General features: G+C 63.8%; 28 protein-coding genes. 14 read left to right on the top strand and 14 right to left on the bottom strand.

Going from position 1 to position 25,504, the window contains the following annotated elements:
• The first annotated feature begins 77 nt into the window (after window positions 1–77).
• The 3 genes from ACI0FO_RS09770 to ACI0FO_RS09760 all read left to right on the top strand — a co-directional run bounded on the left by ACI0FO_RS09770 (window position 78) and on the right by ACI0FO_RS09760 (window position 2,106).
• The gene (locus ACI0FO_RS09770) at window positions 78–812 is read left to right on the top strand and encodes an ArsR/SmtB family transcription factor (protein WP_416026181.1); all 735 of its coding nucleotides are present in this window, start codon (window positions 78–80) and stop codon (window positions 810–812) included.
• 133 nt (window positions 813–945) lie between these two features.
• Entirely contained in the window at window positions 946–1,611 is a 666-nt protein-coding gene (locus ACI0FO_RS09765) for an N-acetyltransferase (protein ID WP_416026179.1), read from the top strand.
• Between the two features lie 222 nt (window positions 1,612–1,833).
• Window positions 1,834–2,106: a hypothetical protein gene (locus ACI0FO_RS09760; protein ID WP_105557445.1), complete on the top strand. Its 273-nt coding sequence runs from the start codon at window positions 1,834–1,836 to the stop codon at window positions 2,104–2,106.
• On the opposite strand, the gene ACI0FO_RS09755 is transcribed toward ACI0FO_RS09760, so the two are convergent.
• The 3 genes from ACI0FO_RS09755 to ACI0FO_RS09745 all read right to left on the bottom strand — a co-directional run bounded on the left by ACI0FO_RS09755 (window position 2,103) and on the right by ACI0FO_RS09745 (window position 4,439).
• Entirely contained in the window at window positions 2,103–2,867 is a 765-nt protein-coding gene (locus ACI0FO_RS09755; protein WP_416026177.1) for a DUF1828 domain-containing protein, read from the bottom strand. The two genes, ACI0FO_RS09760 and ACI0FO_RS09755, sit on opposite strands and share 4 nt — an antisense overlap.
• Window positions 2,864–3,400, bottom strand: a complete 537-nt coding sequence (locus ACI0FO_RS09750; RefSeq protein WP_416026175.1) for a hypothetical protein — start codon at window positions 3,398–3,400, stop codon at window positions 2,864–2,866. Before ACI0FO_RS09750 ends, ACI0FO_RS09755 begins: the two co-directional genes overlap by 4 nt.
• A gap of 184 nt (window positions 3,401–3,584) precedes the next feature.
• Complete coding sequence (locus ACI0FO_RS09745; RefSeq protein WP_416026173.1) at window positions 3,585–4,439, bottom strand: neutral zinc metallopeptidase; 855 nt, start codon at window positions 4,437–4,439, stop codon at window positions 3,585–3,587.
• An 86-nt stretch (window positions 4,440–4,525) separates the two neighbouring features.
• Between ACI0FO_RS09745 and ACI0FO_RS09740 the strand changes: the two genes are divergently transcribed.
• The 4 genes from ACI0FO_RS09740 (at window position 4,526) to bamC (ending at window position 8,007) form a co-directional block, all read left to right on the top strand.
• Window positions 4,526–5,152 (top strand): L-threonylcarbamoyladenylate synthase, encoded by a 627-nt coding sequence (locus ACI0FO_RS09740; protein ID WP_105557449.1) that lies wholly within the window; start codon window positions 4,526–4,528, stop codon window positions 5,150–5,152.
• Window positions 5,153–5,224: 72 nt separating this feature from the next.
• A complete protein-coding gene (locus ACI0FO_RS09735; RefSeq protein ID WP_105557450.1) occupies window positions 5,225–5,872 on the top strand; it encodes a site-2 protease family protein in 648 nt (215 codons plus the stop codon).
• Window positions 5,873–5,959: 87 nt separating this feature from the next.
• On the top strand, window positions 5,960–6,865 hold the full coding sequence (gene dapA, locus ACI0FO_RS09730; protein WP_416026171.1) for a 4-hydroxy-tetrahydrodipicolinate synthase: 906 nt from the start codon (window positions 5,960–5,962) through the stop codon (window positions 6,863–6,865).
• Between the two features lie 17 nt (window positions 6,866–6,882).
• Window positions 6,883–8,007 carry an outer membrane protein assembly factor BamC gene (gene bamC, locus ACI0FO_RS09725; RefSeq protein ID WP_416026169.1) on the top strand — a complete coding sequence of 375 codons (1,125 nt, stop codon included), beginning with the start codon at window positions 6,883–6,885 and terminating at the stop codon, window positions 8,005–8,007.
• Between the two features lie 176 nt (window positions 8,008–8,183).
• Here the strand turns inward: bamC and ACI0FO_RS09720 are convergent, their stop codons facing one another.
• The 5 genes from ACI0FO_RS09720 to ACI0FO_RS09700 all read right to left on the bottom strand — a co-directional run bounded on the left by ACI0FO_RS09720 (window position 8,184) and on the right by ACI0FO_RS09700 (window position 14,444).
• A complete protein-coding gene (locus ACI0FO_RS09720) occupies window positions 8,184–8,411 on the bottom strand; it encodes an endopeptidase (RefSeq protein WP_105557453.1) in 228 nt (75 codons plus the stop codon).
• Between the two features lie 217 nt (window positions 8,412–8,628).
• Complete coding sequence (locus tag ACI0FO_RS09715) at window positions 8,629–9,822, bottom strand: JmjC domain-containing protein (protein WP_416026167.1); 1,194 nt, start codon at window positions 9,820–9,822, stop codon at window positions 8,629–8,631.
• Window positions 9,819–12,488, bottom strand: a complete 2,670-nt coding sequence (gene mutS / locus ACI0FO_RS09710) for a DNA mismatch repair protein MutS (protein ID WP_416026165.1) — start codon at window positions 12,486–12,488, stop codon at window positions 9,819–9,821. Before mutS ends, ACI0FO_RS09715 begins: the two co-directional genes overlap by 4 nt.
• A gap of 100 nt (window positions 12,489–12,588) precedes the next feature.
• Window positions 12,589–13,536, bottom strand: a complete 948-nt coding sequence (locus ACI0FO_RS09705) for a VOC family protein (RefSeq protein WP_416026163.1) — start codon at window positions 13,534–13,536, stop codon at window positions 12,589–12,591.
• 56 nt (window positions 13,537–13,592) lie between these two features.
• Window positions 13,593–14,444, bottom strand: a complete 852-nt coding sequence (locus ACI0FO_RS09700; RefSeq protein WP_416026161.1) for a fumarylacetoacetate hydrolase family protein — start codon at window positions 14,442–14,444, stop codon at window positions 13,593–13,595.
• Between the two features lie 184 nt (window positions 14,445–14,628).
• On the opposite strand from ACI0FO_RS09700, the gene ACI0FO_RS09695 reads away from it, so the two are divergent.
• The 5 genes from ACI0FO_RS09695 (at window position 14,629) to ACI0FO_RS09675 (ending at window position 19,248) form a co-directional block, all read left to right on the top strand.
• A complete protein-coding gene (locus ACI0FO_RS09695; RefSeq protein WP_416026159.1) occupies window positions 14,629–15,348 on the top strand; it encodes a GntR family transcriptional regulator in 720 nt (239 codons plus the stop codon).
• A gap of 506 nt (window positions 15,349–15,854) precedes the next feature.
• On the top strand, window positions 15,855–17,324 hold the full coding sequence (locus tag ACI0FO_RS09690) for a catalase (protein WP_416026157.1): 1,470 nt from the start codon (window positions 15,855–15,857) through the stop codon (window positions 17,322–17,324).
• 98 nt (window positions 17,325–17,422) lie between these two features.
• The gene (locus ACI0FO_RS09685) at window positions 17,423–18,328 is read left to right on the top strand and encodes an aldose 1-epimerase (protein WP_416026155.1); all 906 of its coding nucleotides are present in this window, start codon (window positions 17,423–17,425) and stop codon (window positions 18,326–18,328) included.
• A gap of 80 nt (window positions 18,329–18,408) precedes the next feature.
• Window positions 18,409–18,765, top strand: coding sequence for a hypothetical protein (locus ACI0FO_RS09680; protein WP_416026154.1), 357 nt, complete (start codon window positions 18,409–18,411; stop codon window positions 18,763–18,765).
• 132 nt (window positions 18,766–18,897) lie between these two features.
• The gene (locus tag ACI0FO_RS09675) at window positions 18,898–19,248 is read left to right on the top strand and encodes an antibiotic biosynthesis monooxygenase (protein WP_416026152.1); all 351 of its coding nucleotides are present in this window, start codon (window positions 18,898–18,900) and stop codon (window positions 19,246–19,248) included.
• 9 nt (window positions 19,249–19,257) lie between these two features.
• Here ACI0FO_RS09675 and ACI0FO_RS09670 read toward each other — a convergent pair whose 3' ends face one another.
• From ACI0FO_RS09670 to ACI0FO_RS09660, 3 genes are all read right to left on the bottom strand, one after another.
• On the bottom strand, window positions 19,258–19,491 hold the full coding sequence (locus ACI0FO_RS09670; RefSeq protein WP_416026150.1) for a hypothetical protein: 234 nt from the start codon (window positions 19,489–19,491) through the stop codon (window positions 19,258–19,260).
• Between the two features lie 238 nt (window positions 19,492–19,729).
• Complete coding sequence (locus tag ACI0FO_RS09665) at window positions 19,730–20,743, bottom strand: zinc-binding alcohol dehydrogenase family protein (RefSeq protein ID WP_416026148.1); 1,014 nt, start codon at window positions 20,741–20,743, stop codon at window positions 19,730–19,732.
• A gap of 27 nt (window positions 20,744–20,770) precedes the next feature.
• The gene (locus ACI0FO_RS09660; RefSeq protein ID WP_416026146.1) at window positions 20,771–21,565 is read right to left on the bottom strand and encodes an SDR family NAD(P)-dependent oxidoreductase; all 795 of its coding nucleotides are present in this window, start codon (window positions 21,563–21,565) and stop codon (window positions 20,771–20,773) included.
• Window positions 21,566–21,676: 111 nt separating this feature from the next.
• Here ACI0FO_RS09660 and ACI0FO_RS09655 point away from each other — a divergent pair, with 111 nt between their 5' ends.
• A complete protein-coding gene (locus ACI0FO_RS09655; RefSeq protein WP_416026144.1) occupies window positions 21,677–22,579 on the top strand; it encodes a LysR family transcriptional regulator in 903 nt (300 codons plus the stop codon).
• A 13-nt stretch (window positions 22,580–22,592) separates the two neighbouring features.
• On the opposite strand, the gene ACI0FO_RS09650 is transcribed toward ACI0FO_RS09655, so the two are convergent.
• The gene (locus ACI0FO_RS09650; protein ID WP_416026142.1) at window positions 22,593–23,114 is read right to left on the bottom strand and encodes a DUF6496 domain-containing protein; all 522 of its coding nucleotides are present in this window, start codon (window positions 23,112–23,114) and stop codon (window positions 22,593–22,595) included.
• 183 nt (window positions 23,115–23,297) lie between these two features.
• Between ACI0FO_RS09650 and ACI0FO_RS09645 the strand changes: the two genes are divergently transcribed.
• Window positions 23,298–23,513 (top strand): dodecin, encoded by a 216-nt coding sequence (locus tag ACI0FO_RS09645; RefSeq protein WP_054426601.1) that lies wholly within the window; start codon window positions 23,298–23,300, stop codon window positions 23,511–23,513.
• Between the two features lie 762 nt (window positions 23,514–24,275).
• Here the strand turns inward: ACI0FO_RS09645 and ACI0FO_RS09640 are convergent.
• Window positions 24,276–24,830, bottom strand: a complete 555-nt coding sequence (locus ACI0FO_RS09640; protein ID WP_416026141.1) for an NADPH-dependent FMN reductase — start codon at window positions 24,828–24,830, stop codon at window positions 24,276–24,278.
• 128 nt (window positions 24,831–24,958) lie between these two features.
• Entirely contained in the window at window positions 24,959–25,333 is a 375-nt protein-coding gene (gene hpxZ / locus ACI0FO_RS09635) for an oxalurate catabolism protein HpxZ (protein WP_416026139.1), read from the bottom strand.
• Window positions 25,334–25,504 lie beyond the last annotated feature (171 nt).

The raw sequence follows: 25,504 nt of genomic DNA, 5'->3' as shown, positions 1-25,504 counted from the left end.
GCATTGTCGGGTGTCGTACCAGGATGACTCGCAGTATGCTTAAGCCTTGCACACAACACTTTGGCTTGCAGCGAATCATGGAATCCGAGTTCGCCGACATCAATCTATCCGGCGTGGCGGGGGCGATTGCCGACCCGGCCCGTGCGCGCATGCTGTGCCTGTTGCTGGACGGCCGCGCCCGTACCGCGACCGAGCTGGCCGTCGCCGCCGATATCAGTGCCTCTACGGCCAGCAGCCATTTTCAGCGGCTGCGCGAGCAAGGGCTGGTCGACATGGCGGTGCAGGGCAAGCACCGCTATTTCCGGCTCGCCAACAGTGAGGTCGCACACGCGCTGGAGGCCTTATTGGTCGTGGCCGGCGCCGAACGCGCGCCGTTCAAACCCAATACGCCATCCGCGCTGCGAGAGGCCCGCACCTGCTACGACCATATGGCGGGCACGCTTGCCGTGCGTATCCACGACGCGATGCTTGCACGCCAATGGCTGGCGGCCGACGGCCGCGACTACGTGTTGACGCCGCTGGGCGAAGCTTCGCTGGCCCAGATTGGCGTGGATGCCGTGCAAGCGCGGCTGCGCCGTCGGCGTTTCGCGTGCGCCTGCCTGGACTGGAGCGAGCGGCGTTCGCACCTTGGGGGCGCGCTGGGCGCGGCCTTGCTGGACGCGCTGATGCAACGCGGCTGGATCACGAAAGACCTGGATTCACGCGCGCTGTCGGTCACCCGGAAAGGGGCGCAGCAATTTCCCGCATTCTTCGGCAAGGCCGACGCCCAAGCGGCTGCCGGCTGGCATGAGGGCACGCATGCCGCCGCGTAGCCCGACGCCATTCGCGCCGCGCAATACGGGGCCCGTCTACTAGACGGCCCATTGAACACATCCATTCCAGCCGCGAATGCGGCTTTTTTTTCGTTAGCCAACCTTAGCGAATCAACCTGTACAGGAGGTGGCCTTGCCCACGCTGGCGCTGCACGCATTTCGTTCCGTCCTGCATTTCGTGACGGAGCTCCGCATCGACGTCAATCACGCTCCATACGAAGTGGAGAAAGAACTCGTTGCCATACACGATCGGATGAATCGTCCCTTGGATCGCTTGCACGGGCTGCCGGAGGTCAAGACCGACATCCCTGGCATCGTGCTTCGCTATCGCGAAGCCGACGGCGAGTACTACGTGTATGTGGTGGATCTGCGGCGCGACCGGGTGGCGGGCTACACGGTGTTCAACCGGCTGATTGAAGTGGGCAGGCGAGCCGATCCTTATGTGCGGGCCCCGCATTCCAAATACGCCGAGGCCTATCAGGGCATGGGTCTGGCAACGGCGGTGTACCGCTGGGGGTTGGACGCAGGCCTGTGCATCATGAGCGGCGCCCGGCAATCCCTGGGGGCGCACCGGCTATGGATGCGGTTGGCGCAGTACTACGAGCTGGGCTATGTGGACTTAAGACGCAAGCAGTTGCGGTACCTCGGGCCTGCGGTGCCGCCTCGCGTGCAGGAAGATCTGCACACGCGGATGATCCTGTTGGGCCGGGGCTGGACCCTGGCCGATTACCGGCGCGCAACAGGCATGGCGGCGTCCGAAGATGCGCTTTCGCAACACGACCTAGGGAAATCCCCGTAAGCCCGCGATAAGGCCCGGGCCCGGCGTGTGCCGCGTCGGGCCGCAGGCCGCGTCGGGCTTGCCGATGCGGCGAATTCCGGGCCGGCATTCTTGCCATTTGAGAATAGGGGACGTTGATATTCGCCTGCAACAATGTTTCTAGTTTCTGCCTGCGTTACAAAACATATCAGAACTGTCATGTGCAGGCGCGGTATGCTCGATTGGAGAAAGAGGGCATCCGAAGTGCATCAGAACAACTTGATCTACAAGGGATACCGGCTGACAGCCAAGGTCTCCCGGGGCGAGGACGCTGAAGTCCCGGCGCTACCCAGCGGCCCCGTATTCGTCGCATCGGTAATGGTGGTTCAGGCAGGCGCCGTCTTGGAAGGCGGCGACGAATACCCGGTTCCCCGTTTTGCCGATGGCGGTTTCGTCTTCAGTCCGCGAGAAGCCGTGCACGCGGCTATATTGCATGGCCGCGAGATCGTCGACGGCCTGACGAACATGCCGTCCTAGCCGGAAAAGACTTCCCGCCAGTCGCGCGTCTTGGCCAGCGTCTGCACGGTCGCGGACTGCTCGAGAATGCTCACGGCCTTTTTGAATTCCTCTGCCGATGCGCCGTCTTCCAGGATGACCATGCGCGAATTGCGCGCATCCGCCATCTTCACATCCGACATCTTGCCGTGCGTCTGGTAGACCTGCGTCCAGTCCATCTTCTTGCCGGCCTTGAGGGCGATTGGTTCGATATAGGTCAGCGCCGTGGTGCCGGCCGCGCGAACGGCGAACGCGAAATCCGCGGTATGGCCGCTGCTGCCCTTGGCGCGCGCGCCTTTGACCATGCGGTTCGCGCCCACGCCTTCGGCCAGTGCGCGGCCGACCTGGGCGCGAAAGCGCAGCTGGCTGAATCGGGGCATCCACTTGGCGCACTGGAACGACAAGGCCATGGCCAGTTTCACCGCATCCCATAGCGCTTCTTGCAACTGTTCGTTGGGGCCCGAGGCGACGATGGCGCCGTCGCGGTCGAAATGCGCCAGGCTGACGCCGGGGGTCTCGTTCAGCAGATCGATGCGCTTGGCCCCGACGTCGATGCCGTAGCTCGACGCGTGCATCGAGGTCTCACAGGCGTCGGTCAGGTAGAACGACGTGTCGTCAGGGTGCGCGATGAAGAAGGCGGCGTGTTGGCCGTCGAGCCCCAGGGTCATGGGGGAGACCGCGCGTATGGCGTGTTCACCGGCCGGCAGGACGGTCCAGCCGGAGGCTTCCAGAAAAGTGCTCATAGGATCAATTCGATTTGGCGGCCTTTGAGGGGATGCGCAAATCCGCCGGCAAGGGTCAGGTTCGCCCGCGGCAGGAAGTACTGCATCAGCGCGCCGATAGTGTGCAGGGCGGGCACGATGGGTTCGGCATAGCCTTCGCCTTCGTCCACCCAGATATGTTCGTGGCTGCGGTCCGCAAGCGGCTTGCGGTATTGCGGCCGGCCCGCGCCGACCAGGCTAGTGTGGAAGGAGTCATCGGTGTCCACGCCGAATACCCGGTGCGGGCCGACGAAAAGACTGGCGCTGAATGCTTCCGTCAGGAAGATCGTGGCTTGGCCATGCACGGCGGTGCGCGCGCCGCGGTAGATCACCCGGAAAATCACGTCGTCGCGCACGTCGCCCTTGACCTTGCACGCGCTGGCGAACTCCATCCACTGGATGTTGTTGGCGGCGGGCTTCGGGATCCAGGAAATCGGCTTTACGGTTTCCTTGGGTTCGGCAAGGATCTCCTGCACCTCATCAACGGTGATTAACGGTTCGAACTTGTTGGCCATGGAACGGATTTAGGGGTCTTGGAATTGCGCTGCGAATGCGCTGCGCCGCTCGCGACAGGGCGCAGGGAACTCATGCGCGCAAACAGTGCGAGGGGGCGTAATCTTACAAGATGAAGACGGTGTCGGTCCTTTGGCTGTATATCCATACAGCCAAAGGGCGGAGTCGTTCAGGTCTGGCAGAAGATCAAAGCGCGCTGGCCGAGAACGTGTCGCATTGCTTGATGTTGCCGCTTTCCAGCCCGCGCTTGAACCAGCGCACGCGCTGGGCCGAGGATCCGTGCGTGAACGAGTCCGGCACGGCATAGCCCTGGGCCTGCTTTTGCAGACGGTCGTCGCCGATGGCAGTGGCCGCCGACAGCGCTTCTTCGACGTCGCCGCCCTCCAGGATGTTGCGGGCGGCGTTGGCGCGTTGCGCCCACAGGCCGGCGAAGCAGTCAGCCTGCAATTCCACGCGCACGGACAACGCATTGGCTTGCGCGGGATTGCGGCGGCGCAACTGGTCCACCTGGTCCGAAATGCCCAGCAGATGCTGCACGTGGTGTCCGACCTCGTGCGCGATCACATAGGCCTGGGCGAAGTCGCCGGGCGCCTTGAATTTGTTCTGCAATTCATCGAAGAAGGCCAGGTCGATATAGACCTTGCTGTCGCCGGGGCAGTAGAACGGGCCCATCGCGGATTGGCCCGTGCCGCACGCCGTGGGCGTGGCGCCGCGGAACAGCACGAGCTTGGGCGCGACATATTGGCGGTTCAGGTCTTTTTGGAATATCGCGGTCCAGGTGTCTTCGGTTTCGCCCAGCACCTTGGCCACGAAGCGCGCTTGCGGATCGTTGACGGGCGGCCGGGTGGCCGGCGCCTGCTGTTGGGTCTGGGGCGGTCCTTCGGCCATTTGCAGGACCACGCTGGGGTCCACGCCAAAGTACATGGCCACCAAGGCAAGTACTATCGTACCGATGCCGATGGTTCCACGGCCGCCGATACGGGGACCACTGGCTCGTCGGTCTTCCACATTGTCGCTTTCACGCGAGTCATCGAGGCGCATACTGTTTCTCCGGGCGGGTCGGCGTTCCCGCCATTTTGCATCGCCGCGCCATGTTGGGCGGCATCCAAGAGTGTTAGGATAATCCCATGGCCTTGTATTTATCTATTCATCCTGCGAATCCTCAACCTCGCCTGCTTAAGCAGGCAGCCCAATGGCTGAACGATGGAGGCCTGGTGGCGGTGCCCACCGACTCCAGCTATGCCGTCGTCGCGCGCCTGGACGACAAGGACGCCGCTGACGGTTTGCGCCGGCTTCGCGGCCTGGACGAAAGACACCACCTGACGTTGCTGTGCCGCGACTTGGCCGAAATCGGCCACTTCGCCCGCGTGGACAACAAGCAGTACCGCTTGCTGAAAGCTGCGACGCCGGGTCCTTGGACCTTCATTCTTGAAGCCACCAAAGAAGTACCGCGACGCGTTTCGCACCCGTCGCGCAAGACCATCGGCATCCGCGTCCCGGACCACGCCGTCATGCTGGGCCTGCTTGAGCAAGTGGGGGCGCCTTTGCTGTCCACGACGCTGATCCCCAAGGACGAGACCGACGCGTTGAACGACGCCGAAGACATCCGCGCGCGCTACGACCACGACTTGGCGGCCATCATCGACGCGGGCGCCTGTCCGCAATCGCCGACCACGGTCATCGACCTGACCAGCGACGATCCGGTGGTCGTGCGCGTGGGCCGCGGCGATCCGGCCACGCTTGGCCTTGCCTGAATCTTCTTCACTCCGTAGTGCCTTGCGTGCCGGCCCCTGCCGGCACGCGGCTCATCTACAATCCGGCTCGCCATGAACGACATCATCCAAACCATTGCGGTCTACGCGATACCGGTCATCTTCGCCATCACCCTGCACGAGGCGGCCCACGGCTATGTCGCGCGGATGTTTGGCGACCCGACGGCTTACGAGGCCGGCCGCATCAGCCTGAACCCGGCGCGCCATATCGACCCTGTCGGCACCTTGCTGGTGCCGGTGGTCATCCTGTTGGCATCCAAGCTGCTGGGCAGCCCGGGCATGCTGTTCGGGTGGGCCAAGCCCGTACCGGTGGATTTCGGCCGCTTGCGCCGCCCCAAGCGCGACATGCTGTGGGTGGCGCTGGCCGGGCCGGCCGCGAACCTGCTCATGGCGATCCTGTGGGCGTTTTCGCTGCGCCTGATGTTGGAATCCGGCATGCAGGAGTCGTTCTGGTTCCAGATGGGCGTGGCCGGGGTGAATATCAACCTGGTGCTGATGGCGCTGAATCTGCTGCCGATTTTGCCGTTGGATGGGGGACGTATCCTGTTCAGCCTGCTGCCAAACCGCCTGGCTTGGCAATACTCGAAAATCGAGCCGTATGGCCTGATGATCGTCATCGTCCTTTTAGTCACCGACGTGCTTTGGCTTCTGATGCGTCCGGTGTACGAATTTGGAACGACTATCGTCCAGTGGTTTCTGTAGGATTCCGGCCAAATTCCGTTAAACTCAGCGGTTTCATTGATTCTGGCCCTGGGGCATCCTGCCGCGGGGCGTTGGAGCCCTACATTTATGGCATCCCCTGCAACCGCCGCAGGCGTTAATTTCCAGGGCAGCTTGGTGGCCCTGGTCACTCCCATGCAGCCCGATGGCAGCCTGGATTATGCTGCCTACCGGTCATTGATCGACTGGCACGTCCAGGAAGGAACCGACGCGCTGGTGGTGGTGGGCACCACCGGGGAGTCGCCCACGGTCTCCATGGAAGAGCACGCGGAACTGATTCGCGTGGCAGTGGAACATGCCGCCGGCCGCATCCCGGTCATCGCTGGCGTGGGCGCCAATTCCACCGACGAAGCCATCCACCTGACGCGCCACGCCAAAACGGTGGGCGCGCAGGCTGGTCTGTCGGTCGTTCCCTATTACAACAAGCCTTCGCAAGAAGGCCTGTATCGCCACTTCCGCACGATCGCGGAAGCCGTCGATCTGCCGACGATCCTGTACAACGTGCCGGGCCGTACCGTTGCCGACATGAGCAACGAGACGGTCCTGCGCCTGGCGCAGGTGCCGGGCATCATCGGCATCAAGGACGCTACCGGTGATATCGCCCGCGGCGGGCTGTTGCTGCGCGAAGCGCCGGCAAGCTTCCAGGTTTTCAGCGGCGACGATCCCACGGCTGCCGCTCTGATCCTGCTGGGCGCGCGGGGCAACATTTCCGTGACCGCCAACGTGGCCCCCAAGCTTATGCGCGATCTTTGCGCCGCGGCGCTGGCGGGCGACGTGCCGAAGGTCCGTGAACTTAATGCGTTTCTGGCGCGTCTGAACAAGGCTTTGTTTGTTGAAGCCAATCCCATCCCCGTCAAGTGGGCGTTGGCCGAAATGGGCCGTAGCGCACTGGGCTACCGGCTTCCGCTGGTTGAACTGGGCTCGCAGAACCACGAAGTCGTGCGTCGCGCGCTCCAGGAAACGGGTCTGCTCTAAATATCGTGAGGATACGTATGAACAAACGTCATGCCGGTTTGTCGGCATTGATGTCTCTGGTGTTGTTGGCCGGCTGCAGCGAGGTCAACCAATTCCTGGGCAATGAAGAATCCGTCAACTACAAGAGCGCCGTCACCCAGCGTGGAGAGCCTCTAAGCATCCCGCCGGATTTGACTCAGGCCAACAGCGACCCGCGTTATCGCGCGCCCGCTTCGGGCTCGACGACGTACTCGCAGTTCCAGCAGCAGGGCCAGGCGCAAGCCACGGCCCCCAAGACCAGCAACGTGCTGCCCGGCCGCCAGGACATGCGTGTCGAGCGTGACGGCGATTTGCGCTGGCTGGTCGTGGACCGTGCTCCCGAAGACGTGTTCCCGCGTCTGGTCGACTTCTGGACCGAAAACGGCTTTACCGTTGCCAGCAACAACCCCAGCGCTGGCCTGATCGAAACCGACTGGGCGGAAAACCGCGCCAAGATCCCGGAAAGCTGGCTGCGCCAGGCGCTGGGCGCGGTGCTGGAATCGGCTTGGGATAGCGGCGAACGCGAGAAATTCCGCACGCGCGTCGAACGCGTGAACGGCCACACCGAAGTCTATGTCAGCCATCGCCAGATGCTGGAAAAGCGTGTGGGTTCCGACGGCGGCCAAGTGCAATGGCAGAACGGCAAGGAAGATCCTGGCCTGAACGCCGCCATGCTGGCGCGCATGATGGTCTACCTGGGTTCGGACGTGGACAACGCTCGCAAGCTGGTGCAGCAGGCAGAAGCCGCGCCGCAGAAGCCGGCCGTGCAGGAAGACGTTCGCACGCAGGGCGCGTCGTTGCTGGTGGCTGAATCGTTCGACCGCGCATGGCGCCGTGTCGGCGTGGCGCTGGACGGCGGCGGCTTCGCCGTGGATGACCGCGATCGCTCCTCGGGTGACTACTTCGTGCGCTATGTCGATACCGATACGGGCGAAAAGAACGAGCAACCGGGCTTCTTCGGCCGCATGTTCTCGGGCGACAAGAAGGCCGAGGCGCCGCAGTACCGTATCCACCTGGCCGCCACGGGCGATCAGACCACGGTGACGGTGCTGGACTCCACGGGCACCCGCGACAACAGCGCAACGGCGCAGCGTCTGCTGAGCGTCCTGAAGGACAAGATGTAAAACGCGGCAGATCGGCGCTTCGGCGCCGGTTTGATGCAAGAGGCTCCCGAGAGGGGGCCTTTTTTCATGGGCGTTGTGAAGTTGGCGACCGGATGCGGCGCGCATAAAAAAGCCCCGGCAGCATGGCTGCCAGGGCTTTTCTACGTCTTCAGAGCGGGGGTTCGTCTCTGTTTTTATTAAGACGCGGGGGTGGTCGAGCCGCCCGGGGTGTTCGAACCGCCACCAGGCGTTGTGCCGGGGGTGGGCGCCGGAGCCGGCGACGTGGCCGGAGGCGTCGTGCTGGGGGCAGGCGTGCTTGCGCCCGGGGTGGGGTTGTTCGCGGGCGCCGGGGCATCTTCCTTCTTGTTGCAAGCGCTGAGCGACACTGCCAGCACCGAGGCAATAATCAAGGTTTTGCTCATCATTTTTGGACTCCTGTAGATGACGACTCTTGAAACCCCCTTAGGGGAAACCAGAATCCAGGCTACAGGAAGCCGGCGCCCTATCGCGTGTGAAAGTTAAAAAGGTCGCATCCCAATGGCAACAAACCTTTCAGCTCGGTGTTATGTCTTTCTTTATGTGACCACGCGCATAGACCTGATTGCGTTCTGTGCAAGTCAGATACGCGCACGTGTCTGGATACTACGCCGCGCGGTAATGAATCCACCCCGAATCCACCCAATCCGCCAGGCATGAACGCGCATCGTCGGATAGCTTTGCGCAGGCGGGGTCGGCGCAGTCAAGGCTACGGGCATCGGCCAATATCCGGAGCGCGGCGTCCGCAGGCGTCATGGCGGTTTCGCCGTTGATGAAGAGCTGCTTGCCGCGATACAGCATGCGGCTGCGGCGATCCAGCACCAGACGTCCTGATGTGGGCCAGTCTTCTTCCAGGTCTACGTCCACGCCCTCGGGCGCGTCGAACACGCTGAGGTTGTGCGGTTCGGTCAACCAGCAACCAAGGAAGCGCGATGCCAGCGCATCATCAAAGCGGAGCTTTTCGACCGTCTCCAGCGTGGCGGCCACCAGGGCATCGGGCAGCGCCGCGGGCGTGTCGACGGCGGGCTGGCCCGGGTCTCGATAGACGGCGGACAGCTTGGGGCCGGGCAGGGCCGGTTCACCGTAGGGGCCGCCCAGCAGGCCGACGCGCGCCATGACCTGGTCGGCGGCGGCTTCCAGCAGCCCGCGCGCCAGCGTGGCCTGCGTGGGGGCGCGGAACCCGATCGAGATGGTCATGCAGCCGTCGCCCACGGCGACGCCGTCGTGGGCCGCCTGCGGCGGCAGGTACAGCATGTCGCCAGGCACTAGCACGGCCTTTTCTTCGGGCTGGAAGTTGCTGAGGATCTTCAGCGGCAGACCGGGTTCCAGCGACAGGTCTTTCTGGCGGCCATAACGCCATTCGCGTTCGCCAGCGGCCTGCAACAGGAACACGTCATAGCTGTCGAAGTGCGGACCGACGCCGCCGCCGTGGCTGGCAATGCTGATCATCACGTCGTCAAGACGGGCGTCGGGGATGAAGCGGAACAGCCCCATCAGTTCGGATGCTGCATCGCTTAGCAGGTCGACGCTTTGAATCAGCAGCGTCCAATCGCCTTCGTTGTCTTTGGGCAGGCGCGCGAACGGGCCGTTTTCCATCTGCCATTCGCCGTCCTCGCGCCAGATCAGGCGCGACTCGACATCGTCGCGGCGCGCCAGCTTCTTGATGGCCGCCATGGTCAACGGCGGCTTGAAGCCGGGGATGGCCTGGCGGATCAGCAGCGGCTTGCGCTGCCAATAGCGGCGCATGAAGTCGTTGGGGCTTTGGTTGCCCAGCAGCGGCAGGCGTTGGTCGAGGTTCATTGAAGGTGCTTCTTCAGGCGGTAGAGGGCATCCAGCGCTTCGCGCGGGGTGAGGCTGTCGGGGTCGATGGCAGTAAGCGATTCGCGCAAGGCGTCCAGCGCCTCGATCTCGTCGGAGCGCGCGGTGCTGGCGTAGGCCTGCGCGTCGGCGTCCGCGGCGGCCGAGAACAAGCCCAGCTGCGGGGTGGGCGAACCCTGGGCTTCCAGCCGTTCGAGTTCGCGCGTGGCCTGGCGGATCACGGCGGCGGGTACGCCGGCGCGTTGCGCCACCTGGATCCCGTAGCTGCGGCTGGCGGGGCCTTCGCGCACTTCGTGCAGGAAGACGATGCCGCTGGCCGATTCCGCCGCAGCCAGGTGCACATTGGCCGAGGCTGGCTGTTCGGCCGGCAGGCGGGTCAATTCAAAATAGTGCGTGGCGAATAGCGTCAATGCGCGGTTATGCGTCAGCAGGCGGCAGGCGATAGCCCACGCCAGCGCCAGGCCGTCGTAGGTGGACGTGCCGCGGCCGATTTCGTCCATCAGGACCAGGCTGTTGGGCGTGCTGGCCGACAGGATGGCCGCCGCCTCGGTCATTTCCATCATGAAGGTAGAGCGCCCGCCCGCCAGGTCGTCGGCCGCGCCGATACGGGTGAAGATGCGGTCGATCTTGCCGATGCGTGCGCGCCTGGCGGGCACGAAGCTGCCGATGCGCGCCAACAGCACAATCAACGCCACCTGACGCATGTAGGTCGATTTACCGCCCATGTTCGGGCCGGTGATCAGCAGCATGCGGCGCGCCGGGTCCAGGCGGCAACCGTTGGGCGTGAAGCGTTCGATGGCGTGCTCGACCACGGGGTGGCGGCCGGCCTCGATATCGATATCGGCCTGGTCGGACAAGTCGGGCGCCATCCAGTCGTGACGGCGCGCGTGGTCGGCCAAGGCCGCCAGCGTGTCCAGTTCGGCTAGCGCGGCGGCGCAGTCGGACAGCGGCCGCACGTGTTCGGCCAAGACGTCCAGCAGTTGCTCGAACAGCCACTTTTCACGGGCCAGCGAACGGTCCTGGGCGGACAACACCTTGTCTTCCCATGTCTTCAATTCGGGCGTGATGTAGCGTTCGGCGTTCTTCAGCGTTTGGCGGCGGCGGTAGTCGTCGGGCACCTTGGCTGTCTGGCCCTTGGAGACTTCGATGTAGAAGCCATGCACGCGGTTGAATTCCACGCGCAGGTTGTTGATGCCTGTGCGTTCGCGCTCGCGTGCTTCCAGCTGCACCAGGAAATCGCCGCCGTCGGCCGCCAGGCCGCGCAGTTCGTCCAGTTCGGCATCGAAACCGGCCGCCAACACGCCGCCGTCGCGGATCGCCACGGCTGGTTCCGGCGCGATGGCGCGCACCAGCAACGCGGCCAGCGCCGGGTCCACGGACAAGTGCGAGATCAGTTCGCCCAGGCGCGGGGAACCGGCCATGGGTTCGACCAGATCGCGCAAGGCGGGCAGGGATTCCAGCGCATCGCGCAGGCTGGCCAGTTCGCGCGGGCGTACCGAACGCAGCGCCAGCCGCGCGGCGATGCGTTCGATGTCGGGAAAGGCGTTCAGCGCCGCGCGCAGCGCTTCCAGCAGGCCCGCCGCGCCTAAGCCGGCTACGCCGAAGGTCTGTTCGACGTCCATGCGGCCGGCCAGCAACGCCGAGATGGCTTGTTGGCGCGCCAGCGCCTGATCGTTTTCGCGCAGCGGATGGTGCAGCCAGCGGCGCAGCAGCCGGCTGCCCATGGGCGTGCGGCAGCCGTCCAGCAGCGAGAACAGCGTGGGCGAGTCCTCGCCGGACAGCGTCTGGGTCAGTTCGAGGTTGCGGCGGGTCACGGGGTCCAGCAGCACGTACTGGCCCGGGCGCTCGGCCGACAGGCTTTGCACGTGCGCTAGCGCTTGCGACTGGGTGCGCGCCGCATAGCGCAGCAGCGCGCCGGCGGCGCAGACGCCGGCCGGCATGTCTTCGATATCGAAACCCGCCAGCGTGTCCGTCTTGAAATGGGCCAGCAGGTGCGCGCGCGCGCCGTCGCTTTCAAAGTGCCAGTCCGGCACGCGGGCGCGGGCGCCTTCGAACGGGAAATCGAAATCGGCGCCGTCGGCGCAGATGATCTCGGCGGGCGCGATGCGGTGCAGTTCAGATTCCAGCTGCGCGGGCGCGCATTCGGTCACGCGGAATTCGCCGCTGGCCAGGTTCAGCCACGCAAGCCCGGCGCGCGGGGCGCGGGCGTTGCCGGTGACGAACACGGCGGCCAGCGCACGGTCCGCCTTGGCGGGCAGCAGGGCGTCGTCGGTCAGGGTGCCGGGCGTGACGATGCGCACGATGCGGCGTTCGACGGGGCCCTTGGAGGCGGCCGGATCGCCGATCTGTTCGCAGATAGCGATGGATTCGCCCATGGCGACCAGGCGGGCCAGGTATTGCTCCATGGCGTGCACGGGCAGGCCGGCCATCGGGATCGGAGTGCCGTTTGACGAGCCGCGCTTGGTCAGCGTCAGGTTGAGCAGGCGCGCGCCGCGTTCCGCGTCTTCATAGAACATTTCATAGAAATCCCCCATGCGATAGAAGAGCAGCAAGGGTCCGGCCTCCGCTTTTAATCGGAGGTATTGCTGCATCATCGGGGTGTGGCCCGCGTGGGCGTCGGCGGCGGTGTTTTGTGTTGCTGAATTCATGCCCGTGATTGTATCGGGCCGGAGCGGGGGGCAGGGGCGGCAGAGCGGGACTTGTTTGTCCGATCGCATTCGGACGTTGGCGCGGCCCGCCGGGGCCGCCTTAGTCGGGCTGGCGCCAGGGGTTGACGAAATAAGCAAGGTCGATGGGGGGACCCCATTGCGCCAGCGCTTCACCGGTGACTTGATGTCTGCCTGGTGGCTGGCCGGGCGTTACCAGGTCGCCGTCGGTGAAATGCTCGACGACGTTGGCGTCCGGGTCGAACCAGTAGTCGAATATCTGGCTTCCCAGTATGTGCCGGCCCACGCCCCACAGTCCTTGCCAGCGTTGTTCGCGGAGCCATTTGTTGCCAAGGAACTGTGCATCGAGATCCTGGACTTCGAACGACGTGTGGTGAACGCGCGCGGTATCGCCGGGAAAGAGGGCGATGGTGTGGTGATCGACCCAGTCGCCCGCGCCTGCGTGGAAGAAGCCGCCGACTTGATCGTCGGGCGAGCCGTCGTAGAGTAGATCCGACGGCCGCAGGCCCAACCGGGATTGCAGCCAAGCCGCGCTGCGCTTGAAATCGGGCGTCAACAACGCCACATGGCCCAGCCTCCATACGGGCGTCGGTCCCGGTTCAGCGCGCTGCCATTCTCCGTAGCGTGTCTTGGTGTCGCCATTGTTGAGCTTCAGGGCGGGGCGCAGCGTCTGCCGTTGCGGAAGCTCCACGCCGTGCGTCAGTTCGAAAACCCATCCGTCCGGGCTGGTCAGGCGCACGCATTCTCCGCCGCCCTGGCGCTCCAGCTTTTCGATGGCAGAGGCTTCAGGAAACAAGGCGGCTTGCTCCAAGGCCTGCCGGTTGGGTGCGCATAGCCCGATCGCCACGAGGCCCGGGCGCTGCGCGCGGCGCGCTATATAGCAATAGGGATGGCCGCTGGCTGCGCGCAGTACCAGTTCGTCGGTGCGTCGGGCTACCACCTGTAAGCCGAAATCGGTATAGAACCGGTGAGCGGCATCCAGGTCGGTGTGGTTGAAAATCACGTACGCGATGTCAGTGATCGCCGTCATGCGAGCCTCCTCCAGAGGATATCCGCCCGATCTCTGCGGACCGGTGCGGAAAGGGATCAGAATTCTTGTTTAACCACGTTGCGCAGGATGCCGATACGTTCGATTTCGACTTCGCAGACATCGCCCGGTTTCAGGTAGACCGGCGGCTTCATGCCGAATCCCACGCCAGCCGGGGTGCCGGTGACCAGCAGGTCCCCCGGCGCCAAGGTCAGCACTTCGCTTGCCAGCGAGATCAGCGTAGCCACGTCGAACAGCATGTCGCTCGTGCTGGCCTGCTGCTTGACCGTTCCGTTGATCCGCGTGGTCAGCATGAGCCCGCGCGCGCCGGCGGGAAGCGCGTCCGCGGTCGTGAACCAGGGGCCGCAAGCGCCGGTACCGTCAAAGTTCTTGCCCATTGTCCATTGCGGCGACTTGAACTGGTAGTCGCGTACAGACGCCTCGTTGAACACGGTATAGCCCGCGACGTATTCGAGCGCGTCGTCAACGGTCACGTGGCGAGCCTTGCGGCCGATGACGACGGCCAGTTCCCCCTCATAGTCGAAATCGTCGCTGGAGCGGGGCTTGATCAAGGCGGCCTCGTGGCCAATGAGGGTCGAGGCGAAACGGGGAAAGAAGGTGGGATAGTCCGGCTGTTTGTAGGGGCTTTCGGCGACGTGGTCCAGATAGTTAAGACCGACGCAAAGAATCTTCTGCGGCCTGCGGACTGGCGAAAGCCATTCGTAGGGTTCTTCCAGAAGGGGAGCGGCGGCGGCAGCGCCTTCCACGCGGGATTGCCAGTCAGGCAACGCCACCAGCGCCGCGACGTCGTCGGGAAGGTCGCTGTCCGCCCGGGACAGATCAAGCCAGCCGGCTTTGCCCCGTAATGCCAGGCCGCTACGGCCGTTCTGCAGGAAGGAAAGAATGTCCATTGTGGGTTCCGTTGTTCAGGATTTTATATAATCATATAGATTCTATAGAATATGCCTACCTAGTAATTCCCCTAGCCTTCGAACGCGCCGGCAACGCCCCTCGCCGGGTAGACTGCCAGCCCGGCAGGAAAAACCGATGAGGCGCTCTCCGCCCTGACGGGCCATCGTCGTTATAGAGACCATCATGACTACCCGTATCGAATCCGCCACGCAGCGCCCGGCGCGGGGCGCTATTGCGGCAGGCGGCAAGCAGACGCAGACCACGCTGCTGTTGAATCGCCTGCGCACCGGCATCGTGCGCGGCCAGATGCCTCCCGGCGAACGGCTGGTGGTTTCGGCGCTTGCCGACATGTTCCAGGCGGGGCAGACGCCTGTGCGCGAAGCCCTGATGCGGCTGGTCAGCGAGGGGCTGGTGGTGCTTGAGGACCAACGGGGTTTCTCGGTGGCGTCTGTCAGTCCGTCGGATCTGCAGCAACTCACCGCGGCGCGGGCGGAGATAGAAGGCCTGTTGGCGCGCTGGTCCGTCGAGCAGGGCGACGACGCCTGGGAGGCGTCGTTGCTGGGCAGCTTTCATCTGCTGCGCAAGGCAAGCAAGGTCAATCCGGTTGACCAATCGATACAGCCCGCCTGGGAGGAGCTGCATAGCCAGTTTCATGCCACGCTCGTCGGCGCCTGTGACAATGAGGTTCTGCTGGATATCCGCGCCAATCTTTATAAACGGGCAGAGCGCTACCGGCAGCTCTCAGTGCGCTATCTGAAGGCCCCGCGCGACGACATGGCCGAACACCAGGCGCTGGCCGACGCGGCGTTGGCCCGCGATAGCGCAAAGGTAGAGGCGCTTGTCAAAGAACATATTCAGACCACCTCGCGCATCATCCTGGCCGAGCTCGTGAATGTGAAATAACGAGGGCAACATGGTCTGGCGTTGGCGCAGTGCAATCGCTTACCTGCTGCCACTCAGGCGTCTGCGCACCCTAAGGATCCGGAGGTTCCCACTGTGGATCCATACGGGGCAATCCGGTGTGTAGGCAGGGTAGTCGGTGAATCCCCCGCACCCTCGCCGCCATTCTGCAAGTCGACATGGAAGATGCGCCCTACGAGCCATCGCTGAGCCCATGTTTTCCCGCCCCGGACATGCACCTTGTCGGTAATGGATCGCCAGCCTGATATCTGGCTTCGGCAATGATCCGTCCGGCTAGGCGTTCACAAGCGGACCATGCCTGCGGATGAAACCAGAGCCTCAAAAATAGCCAGAAACTATTGTTTTAATTCATTCATTCAATTTTACTAATTGAGCGGTTCAAAACAATAATTGACCTATGACATAAGATAAGTATGTGCCAGGCCGATCAAGCCGATCGGCCCGTCGTCTGCGAACCGCCAGGTCGGTTTTCAACATAGGAGCAAGCCATGAATGATCCCTCGCAAGAAAAGAAGCAGTGCCCCTTGACCACCGCTTTCGGCGCACCCGTCGTCGACAACGACAACACGATGACGGCGGGCCCTCGCGGGCCGGTGCTGATGCAGGATGTGTGGTTGATCGAGAAGCTGGCGAATCTCAATCGTGAAGTCATCCCTGAACGCCGCATGCACGCCAAGGGTTCGGGGGCGTTCGGCCACTTTACCGTCACGCACGATATTTCGCGCTACACCCGAGCGAAATTGTTTGAGAAGATCGGCAAGCGGTCCGACGTGTTTGTGCGGTTTTCTTCGGTGGCGGGCGAACGTGGCGCTGCCGATGGTGAACGCGACATCCACGGCTTTGCGGTGAAGTTCTATACCGAGGAGGGCAACTGGGACCTGGTGGGCAACAATACGCCCGTGTTCTTCGTGCGCGATCCGCGAAAATTCGCTGACCTGAACAAGGCGGTCAAGCGCGATCCGCGCAGCAATCTGCGCAGCCCGACCCACAATTGGGACTTCTGGACCCTGCTGCCTGAGTCGCTGCACCAGGTGACCATCGTGATGAGCGACCGCGGCATCCCGGCTGGGTACCGGCACATGCACGGTTTCGGTTCGCATACGTACAGTTTCATCAGCCCGGATAACCAGCGCTGCTGGGTCAAGTTCCACTGGCGCACGCAGCAAGGCATCCGCACGCTGAGCGATGCCGATGCGGGCGAGATCATCCGCCATGACCGCGAGAGCTTCCAGCGCGATCTCTTCGAGGCCATTGAGCGGGGCGATTTTCCGCGTTGGACGCTCTGCGTACAGATCATGCCCGAGAGCGATGCGGAAAAGGTCCCCTACCATCCATTCGATCTCACCAAGGTCTGGCCGCACAAGGACTATCCGCTGATCGAAGTCGGCGTGTTGGAGCTAAACCTGAATCCCGACAACTACTTCGCCGACGTCGAGCAGGCCGCGATGGCGCCGAACAACCTTGTGCCGGGGATCGGAATTTCGCCGGACAAGATGCTGCAGGCGCGCATGTTCGCCTACTCCGATGCCCAACGGTACCGGCTGGGCGTCAATCATCACCAGATTCCGGTGAATGCCGCCCGCTGCCCCGTGCACAGCAACCAGCGCGACGGCGCGATGCGCGTGGATGGAAACTACGGGGGGGCGCTGCATTACACGCCCAACAGTTTTGGCGCCTGGGAAGACCAGCCCGCCTACCGCGAGCCGCCGCTGAAGATCAACGGCGATGGGGATTTCTGGGATTTCCGGGAAGACGATGATGATTACTTCAAGCAGCCCGGCGACCTTTTCCGGCTGATGTCGAAGGCCCAGCAGCAAGTGTTGTTCGAGAACACCGCACGGGCGATGGGCAACGCACCAGAATTCATCAAACGGCGGCACGTGGCCAACTGCGCCAAGGCGGATCCAGCGTATGGGGCGGGAGTCGCCCAGGCTTTGGGGCTGGGGTCGGACGTCTGAGCCACCCGTTCCACTAGGATGGTGGGCGAACTTGCCGCTTAGGTGCGGGGGCGTCACAATCTTGCGACGCGGCCTTGTGACGGCTGCGGGAGCTGTAGATGCAGGATTATCTTTTTGCTGACCCGCTGGATGCCTCCGAACGGGTCGCCATTGCCGGCGGTGGCCACCAAGCCGAATTCGCACCGGGCGGCGGCGGGCGTTTGACCCGTTTGTCTACGGGCGCGCATGATTGGATCGTGCCGCTGACCGAAACCCGGTGGCCGGCCGGAGAATGGCCGCGGGCGGGGTCTTATCCGTTGGCCCCGTATTCCAACCGCATTCGCGACGGCGTCTTTACGTTCGACGGCGCCCGACACACGCTGCAGTCCGTGCCGGGGCGGCCCCACGCGATACACGGCGCGGGCCTGTTCCAGGCCTGGCAGGTGCGCAACCACGCGGCCGACAGCATCGATCTGGTCCTGAACCAACCGGCCGGCGTGCTGGGATGGCCCTGGCCGTTCGAATGCGTGCAGCGCTATCGGCTCGACGCGCGCGGGCTGAGCTTGTCCTTAAGCATCGCCAATCTAAGCGATACGCCCATGCCCTTCGGCTTCGGCATTCATCCGTATTTCACCGCCGAGCGGGTCACGTTGAACGCGCGGCGGCTATGGACGGCCGACGCGGATGGCTTGCCCACCGGCAGCCGCGTCAAGCATGTGCGCGAATTGCGCCGGTCGGCCGATGGTTGCGATACCTATCTGTCGCAATGGGAAGGGCGCGCCACCCTGCACTGGACGGGCGGGCACGAATTGGCGCTGCACGCCGATCCGGCGTTTGCGCATCTGGTGGTTTATACGGCGCCGGGCTCGGATTTCCTTTGCGTGGAACCGGTCACGAATGTGGCCGATGCGTTCAATCGGGCAGCCGATGGCGATACGCGCACCGGCATGCGCACACTGGCGCCGGGCGCGCGGTTTAGCGCAACCTGCCTGCTGGGGCTGAGCTTGCCTCGCGCGTCACGCTGACGCAGTCCAGAACGCGGCGCTTGGAAGGCGCCGGTTCCTCCGGCGATAATCCGGGCAAATCCCAATCCAGGAGTTCCTACGTGAAAAAGCTCAGCACCGAACAATTGCAGGCTGCGGCCGAGACGCTGCGCCGGGTGCAGGCGAAGCTTGCCCGCTCGGGCAGCTTGCCGCTGGAGCCTACCCTCTACGCCAGCGCGAAGGGCTTTCGGCGCAATGTCCCGGAATACCTTTGGAATTGGCTGTCGGGTCTGCTGGCGCCGCACAAGAGCCTGGCGTCCTGGATGGACGCGCATCAGCCCGGCTGGCGCGATGGCAAGACGCCCGCCGCCGTGGTGTATGCCCGCACGGAGACGGGATGGTTCGATTGGCTGATCCAGGAACTTGAGACCGAGATCAATGATCCCCATGCCCGCGCCAAGCGGGAAGGGCGCGGCTAGGGGCATTGCCCCGAGCGCCGGGGGGCGTGCCGATTGCGGACAGGGTTGTCCGTAGTGTTTCGCCCGCCAACCGCTTTTTCGCGGTACGCCTTGGGGGCATAGTGGCTTCTGTTTTTTCAACAGGAGCCATCGATGTCCCTTATCCCCCAGGCCGTGTTCTCGGCCGTCCCGCAGGCCACCGTGTTCATCGTTAACGTCATCCATGCCCATCCCGGGCGGCAAGAGGACGCATTCAGGGCCATCCAGGATGTGGTGCACTACGTGGCGGAAACCAAGCCGGGCTTCCTCTGGAGCAATCTGGCCAAGAGCACGGACGGCAAGACCGTCGTGAACATCGAGGCGATTTCGGGAGAAGGCAACGTGGACGAGTTCTTTGCCGACCCGGTGTTTCTGCAGAAATTCCGTAAATTGGACGAGGTGTCCACCAGTGAATTCCATACCTATCGGGTAGGCGATCTGGTGTTGCCTGGGGCTCGCGCCTAGCCCTCGGGGTTAAGCGCGGCGGGCGCGTGCCCGCGCCAACAGATGCACAGCCGTTTCCAGCACGGCAGCCGCCACCAACGCGGCCAGGATCGAGCTCACGACCAGCGCGTCCCACAGGCGTGGCGGGCCAACGCGGAACTGGATGGTGTCGAACACCATGCCGGCCGCGATGCCGGCCACGATGGCGGCCTTCCAGCCTTGCAGCGGTGCAAGCCGAAGCATCAACAAGGTAAACGCAACCATCCCCCACAGGAGCGGCTCAAGCGTTTGTTCGATCAAATGGGCAAGCAGGGGAAACTCCCGGTAAATTCGCGCGCAACGGTCCGCTCGCGTTTTTACCGCTTTCTGGCTGGAATGGCGAGATGTCCCGCCTGGCGTCAGGCTGCTTGCCCGAACCAGCGCGGCCGCCGGAAGGGGCTTTTCAGGACGCCCCAACCGGCAACGCCCCGGAAGCGCTGGTATTCGGCAGGATACGGCCGGATCAGAACCCTTCCAGCACCACCTTGCCCTGCGCCTTGCCGCTTTCGATGAAAGCGTGGGCCCGGCGCAGGTTGGCGGCGTTGATCTTGCCGTAGTGCTCGCCTAGCGTCGTGCGCAGCGTGCCGTTGTCGATCAGGCGGGCCGCCTGGTTCAGCAGTTCATGCTGGGCGATCAAATCGGGCGTGTTGTGAAGGGGGCGCGCGAACATGAACTCCCAATGCAGCGACGCGGATTTCCCCTTCAGCAAACGCACGTCGATAGCGGCCGGGTCGTCGATCAGCGCGATCTTGCCTTGCGGGGCGATTGCCGCCGCCATCTGCGCGAAGTGCTTGTCGGTGTGGTTCAAGCCCGCGATATCGCTGACGTGGTCGAAGCCGATACGCGCGAGTTCTTCCGTCAGGGGCTTGCTGTGGTCGATGACGTGATGGGCGCCCAGTTCGCGCACCCAGGCTTGCGTCTCGGGCCGCGACGCGCTGCCGATCACGGTCAAGCCGGTCAACTGGCGCGCCAACTGCACCAGGATGGATCCCACGCCGCCCGCGGCGCCGATGACCAGCAGGCTGCGCTGGCTGGGCGCGGCGTTGTCCAGCACGCGCAGGCGGTCGAACAGCAGTTCCCAGGCGGTGATGGTCGTCAACGGCAATGCCGCGGCCTGAGCAAAGTCCAGGCTGTCCGGCATGCGGCCAACGATGCGCTCGTCCACCACGTGACGTTCGCTATTGGCGCCTGGGCGGTTCAGCGCGCCGGCATACCAGACACGGTCGCCGGGCTTGAACAGGCTGGTCTTGGCGCCCACCGCGCGCACGATGCCGGCGGCGTCCCAGCCCAGGATCTCGGGTTGGCCGTCCTTGGCCGCGCGGTTGGCCCGGATTTTCACATCCACGGGGTTGACGGATATGGCGTGCACGTCGACCAGCAGGTCGTGGTCGCCGGGCACGGGTTCGTCAATTGTGATGTCTTGCAGGGCGTCGGCCTGATCGGCCGGCAGGTTATTGAAATAGGCGATAGCTTTCATGGCGGGCTCGCGTCGGGGTAGTGGGAATCAGAGAATGGAGCGGACGACGCCGCCGTCGACGCGCAGCGCGGCGCCGTTCGTGGCGGAGGCCTGCGTGGAGCACGTGTAGACGACCATGTTGGCGACTTCTTCCACCGTGGCCAGGCGGCGCAGCAGCGACGTCGGGCGATGCTGCGCGATGAAGTCGCGTTCCATGTCGTCCTGCGACACGCCTTGCTCCTTGGCCATTTCGGCGAAGAAGTCGGCCACGCCCTCCGACCGCGTCGGGCCGGGCAGCACGGCGTTGACGGTGACGCCGGTGCCAGCGGTCAGTTCGGCCAGCCCGCGCGACACGCCCAGCAGCGCGGTCTTGCTGACCCCGTAGTGGATCATTTCAGCGGGAATCTGCACGCCCGATTCGCTGGAGATGAAGATGACACGACCCCAATCGGCGGCCATCATGCGGGGCAGGTAGTAGCGCGACAAGCGGATGCCGCTCATGACGTTGGTGTCCAGCATGACCTGCCAGTCGTCGTCCGTGATTTCGGTGAAGGACTTGGGCGCAAAGAAGCCCGCGTTATTGACCAGGATGTCCACGTCCGGGTGGGCGGCGCAGACCGATGCCGCGCCATCGGCGGTGGCCAGATCGGCCTGCACGGTGCTGACGTGGGCGGTCGGGAATTTGTCGGCAATGGCTTGGGCGGCGTGGGCAAGTTTGCCCGCGTTGCGGCCATGCAGCACGACCTCCGCGCCGGCCTCCGCCAACCCCATGGCGATGGCCAGGCCGATGCCGCCAGAAGATCCGGTGACCAGGGCTTTCTTGCCGTTCAATTCGATTTTCATGCGTTGACTCCAAAGCGGTTGGGAACGGACTCATGATTACCCAGTCCGGGACGATGAAAAACCGGCTAGCATCCGACTCAGTTTCAATAATTTTTTGAAAATGAGGCGAGCATGGTGCGGTTCGAGGACTTGAGGATCTTTGTGGCGGCGTCCGTCCACGGCAGCTTTTCCGCCGCCGCCCGTGAACTGGATCTGACCCCGGCGGTGGCCAGCGCCGCGCTCAAGCGGCTGGAACTGACGCTGGAAACCCGGCTGTTCGTCCGGTCTACCCGTAGCCTGCGGCTGACGGCCGATGGTGAACGCTATCTGGAATATGCCCGCGCGGCGATCTCCACGCTGGAAGCCGGCAAGAATGCGATGGCCCGCGACAAGACCGCCATCTCGGGCACCTTGTCGGTTTCGATCCCGTCGGACCTGGGGCGGCATGTGCTGCTGCCGTGGCTGGACGATTTCCAGCACCAGCATCCGCGCGTGAGCTTCCAGGTGCGCATCAGCGATCGGTTGGCCGACCTGTACCGGCAACCGGTCGATATCGCCATTCGCTACGGCACGCCGAACGATTCGGCGCTGGTGGCGCTGCCGCTGTCCGAACACAATCGTCGCGTCGTGTGCGCATCGCCCGCGTACCTGGCGCGCCATGGCGTGCCGCAGGCGCCGGCGGATCTGCGCCGCCACAACTGCCTGTCGTTCGTGCTGGGCGAAACCTTGCATGACCGCTGGAGCTTCGAGCGCGAAGGCACCCGCACCACGGTCCCGGTCAAGGGGGACCGCGTGGGCGACGACGGCGACCTCGTGCGGCGTTGGGCGCTGGGCGGACACGGTGTGGCCTATAAATCGCGCTACGACGTGCTGGCGGATCTGCGCGCCGGCCGGCTGGTCGAACTGCTGCCGGACTACGGCACCGAGCCGTCGCCCTTATACCTGCTGTGCGTGCACCGCATGCTGCTGTCGCCCGCGGTGAAACGCATGCGCGAATTCCTGCAGGAACGGTTCAAGCGTTTCGACGCGGGTTAGCCGCGTCGCCGTGTCAATGCGCCGCGCGATGGTGCGCGCCGCCTGCCTGCTTGTTGGCTGCCCGCGTGCGGGCGGCCTTCTTGGCCGCGGCCGAGCGTCCTGCCGCGCCCTTGGTCGCTGCGGCTTTCTTGGCGGCCGCCGAGCGGTCCGCCGCGGTGCGTCGGCCGGCCGTCTTGCTGGCCTGGCGCGACAGCGCGGCGCGCGATGCGGGCTTGGCGCTTTCCTTCTTCAATGCGGTGGTGGTGGCACGGGCGCGCGTGGCGGACTTGGCGTGCCCGTCCTTGGCGGCATGGGTGTCTTGTTCGGCTTTGCGCTTGGTGGCCGGGCTGGCCGACTTGGAGGCCGGCAGCTTGACCCCCGAGCGCCGCGCCTTCGACAGTCCGATCGCGATGGCCTGCTTGGTGGACCGCACGCCGTGTTTGCCTTCGCGGACGTGCTCGATTTCTTCGCGGACGAATTCTCCGGCCTGCGTGGACGCTGACTTGCCTTGGCGTTTGTCGCGCTTGGCTCGTTCCAGGGTTTTTCGTTCAGGCATGGTGATCTCCTTGCGAGGTTGCGGGAGCAGAGCCGTCGCCTGTCGAGATCGGGCGACGAAACTCGTAACACCACTCTACCGCCGCGGGGGTATCCTGTGTGTTCGAATGGATTGCCGGTCGTAAGCGCCGGAAAGGCTTGCGCGCCGACGATTCACGACTCACACCCTTAGCGGAGAAGAGCGATGTCGAATCATGTCTATAAGCAAATCGAACTGGTGGGCTCTTCCACCAAATCCACCGATGATGCAATTGCCAAAGCCATCGAGCGCGCCTCGGAAACCCTGCGCAACCTGGATTGGTTCGAGGTCACCGAAGTGCGCGGCCATATCAAGGATGGCAAAGTGGCGCATTGGCAGGTCGGTCTGAAGATCGGCATGCGGCTGGAAGGCGACAAGTAGTTTCGCTGTGCTGCGCCTTTTTTGAGCAGCCCTTCCAAGTGGTTGTCGGATAAGGACTTTTCGGGCTTGTTATCCGACTGTTCATAGGCTTGTCCACATTCGATGGGGACAAGCCTGTCCGCTTATCCCCATCGCCTCGCGCCGCGAAATGCCGTGGCGGTTGGCGCATGCGCCTGAGCGTTCTTTGCCCGCTCCCCGCAAGTCATTGCCGTAGAAGGGTTTTTGGCGACTACCCGCATACTGTCCTCAGGCTTATCCACATTTGACGGGGACAACCTGGGTGCGAAATGGGGCGCTTGGGCCTTTATTGACCACCCCTTGCAGGGTGTTGATATCCCAAGGGATTTCGGACCTGCCCTCAAGCTGTCCTCATGCTTTTCCACAGAATGCTGGGACAAATCCACACGCGATGGCGCGGATGCGAAAGACCTGGACGGACATCCAGGCTTTTCGTGGATAAATGCGCGGAAACTCATCCAAAAGGATGATTGCGCATTGTTTGATCACCCCGTGCAAGTGCTTGGCAGGACAGGACATTTTGGGTCTACCCCAAAGCTGTCCTCAACGTTCTCCACAGTTGGCGGGGATAAGTTTGCTGTCTGTTCTTCTTCAGGTTTAAAAACTCCGAGGCATTATCGAGAGCTTGGTGCTTCTTCAGGATGAAAAAAAGCCCCTCGACGCATCGAGGGGCTTGATCGCCCGGAGGTAGATCGGGCGATCGGCGCCGGCGGGGGCAGGGCCCTGGGCCGGCGGCGGCGGCAATCAGCTATTCATTTTTTTGACCCAATCGACATAGCGGTCGATCCAGCCTTGCAGGAATTTGCGCGTGCCTTCATTGGTGATGTTGAACTGGTCGTCGACCAAGCCTTCCGTGTATTGCAGGAAGACTTCCGGTGTGGTCAGCGCGTTGGCGCCTTCGGCGGCCAGGATGTTGCGCAGGTGCTGCTGCATCAGCGCGGTGCCGGCGGCGCTGGGTGACGCGCCGACGATGCCGACGGCCTTGCCGGGCCACGAGTTTTGACCCCAGGGGCGGGAGCCCCAGTCGATGGCGTTCTTGATGGCGGCGGGCACCGAGCGGTTGTGTTCGGGTGAGACGAACAAGATGCCTTGCGCGTCGGCAATCTGTTGCTTGAGCTTGGCGGCAGGCGGCGGCAGGTTGTTTTCGTTGTCCTGGTTGTACAGCGGGATGTCGCCCAGGCTCACGTACTCGAACTTGAAATCGGCGGGAACCAGCTTTTCCAGCGCGCGAGCCAGTCGCAAGTTGATGGAGGCGGCGCGCAGGCTTCCGACGAAAACCGCAATCTTGTAGGTGCTCATGAGGCGTGTGCTCCAACGGGTAAAGGAAAGTTCAGTGTAGACCTTGCCCGCAGCCTGCTCAATGCCGATTCCGTATATCGATATCGCGCACCGGTTTGCAGTGCGTGGCGGCTGGCAACGAGACAACCTTATGTCATCAGGCTGACATGCGCGGACACCACTCGCCAGCCCTCCGGCGTGCGTATCCAGGTTTGGCTTTGGCGTCCGATGCGGTCACTGCCGTCGCGCTGGAATTCCAGGTTGGTGGTGGCAAAGTCGTTGCCGTAGGTCGTGATGGCCGTGCGCAGCACGCGGCGCGCCAGACCTTGCGGCGAGCGCGTGGCGCGGAAGGCGCGGATGGCCTCATAGCCATACAGGTTTTCGCCTGCGCCATAACGCAGGGTATGCGGGCTATTCCAGAAAAGAGTGTCCAGCACGTCCACCTGGTTGTTGACCAGGGCGGTTTCGTAGCGTTCGAACGCTGCCGTGACTTCGGCCACGACGTCGGGCAGGTTGATATCCATGGGGCTTCTCCGTATGCACCGTTCTGGTGCGGGTTTCAGGGTAATCACCAATATGGTGTCTGTCGCGGTGCGCCGATGGGCGGGGGAAGTACCCGTAAGAGCGTTGCCCCCGGGGGATGCCCGCGCCGTAAGGTTGGCACGCCGCTTGCTAGGGTTAACACTGCACTCGCA

Origin of the sequence: Achromobacter marplatensis, assembly GCF_049060505.1 — a bacterium.
GTDB classification, from domain to species: Bacteria; Pseudomonadota; Gammaproteobacteria; order Burkholderiales; family Burkholderiaceae_B; genus Achromobacter; species Achromobacter marplatensis_A.
The sequence above is the reverse complement of the archived record's forward strand: the minus strand, read 5'-3'. Positions and strand labels throughout refer to the sequence as shown.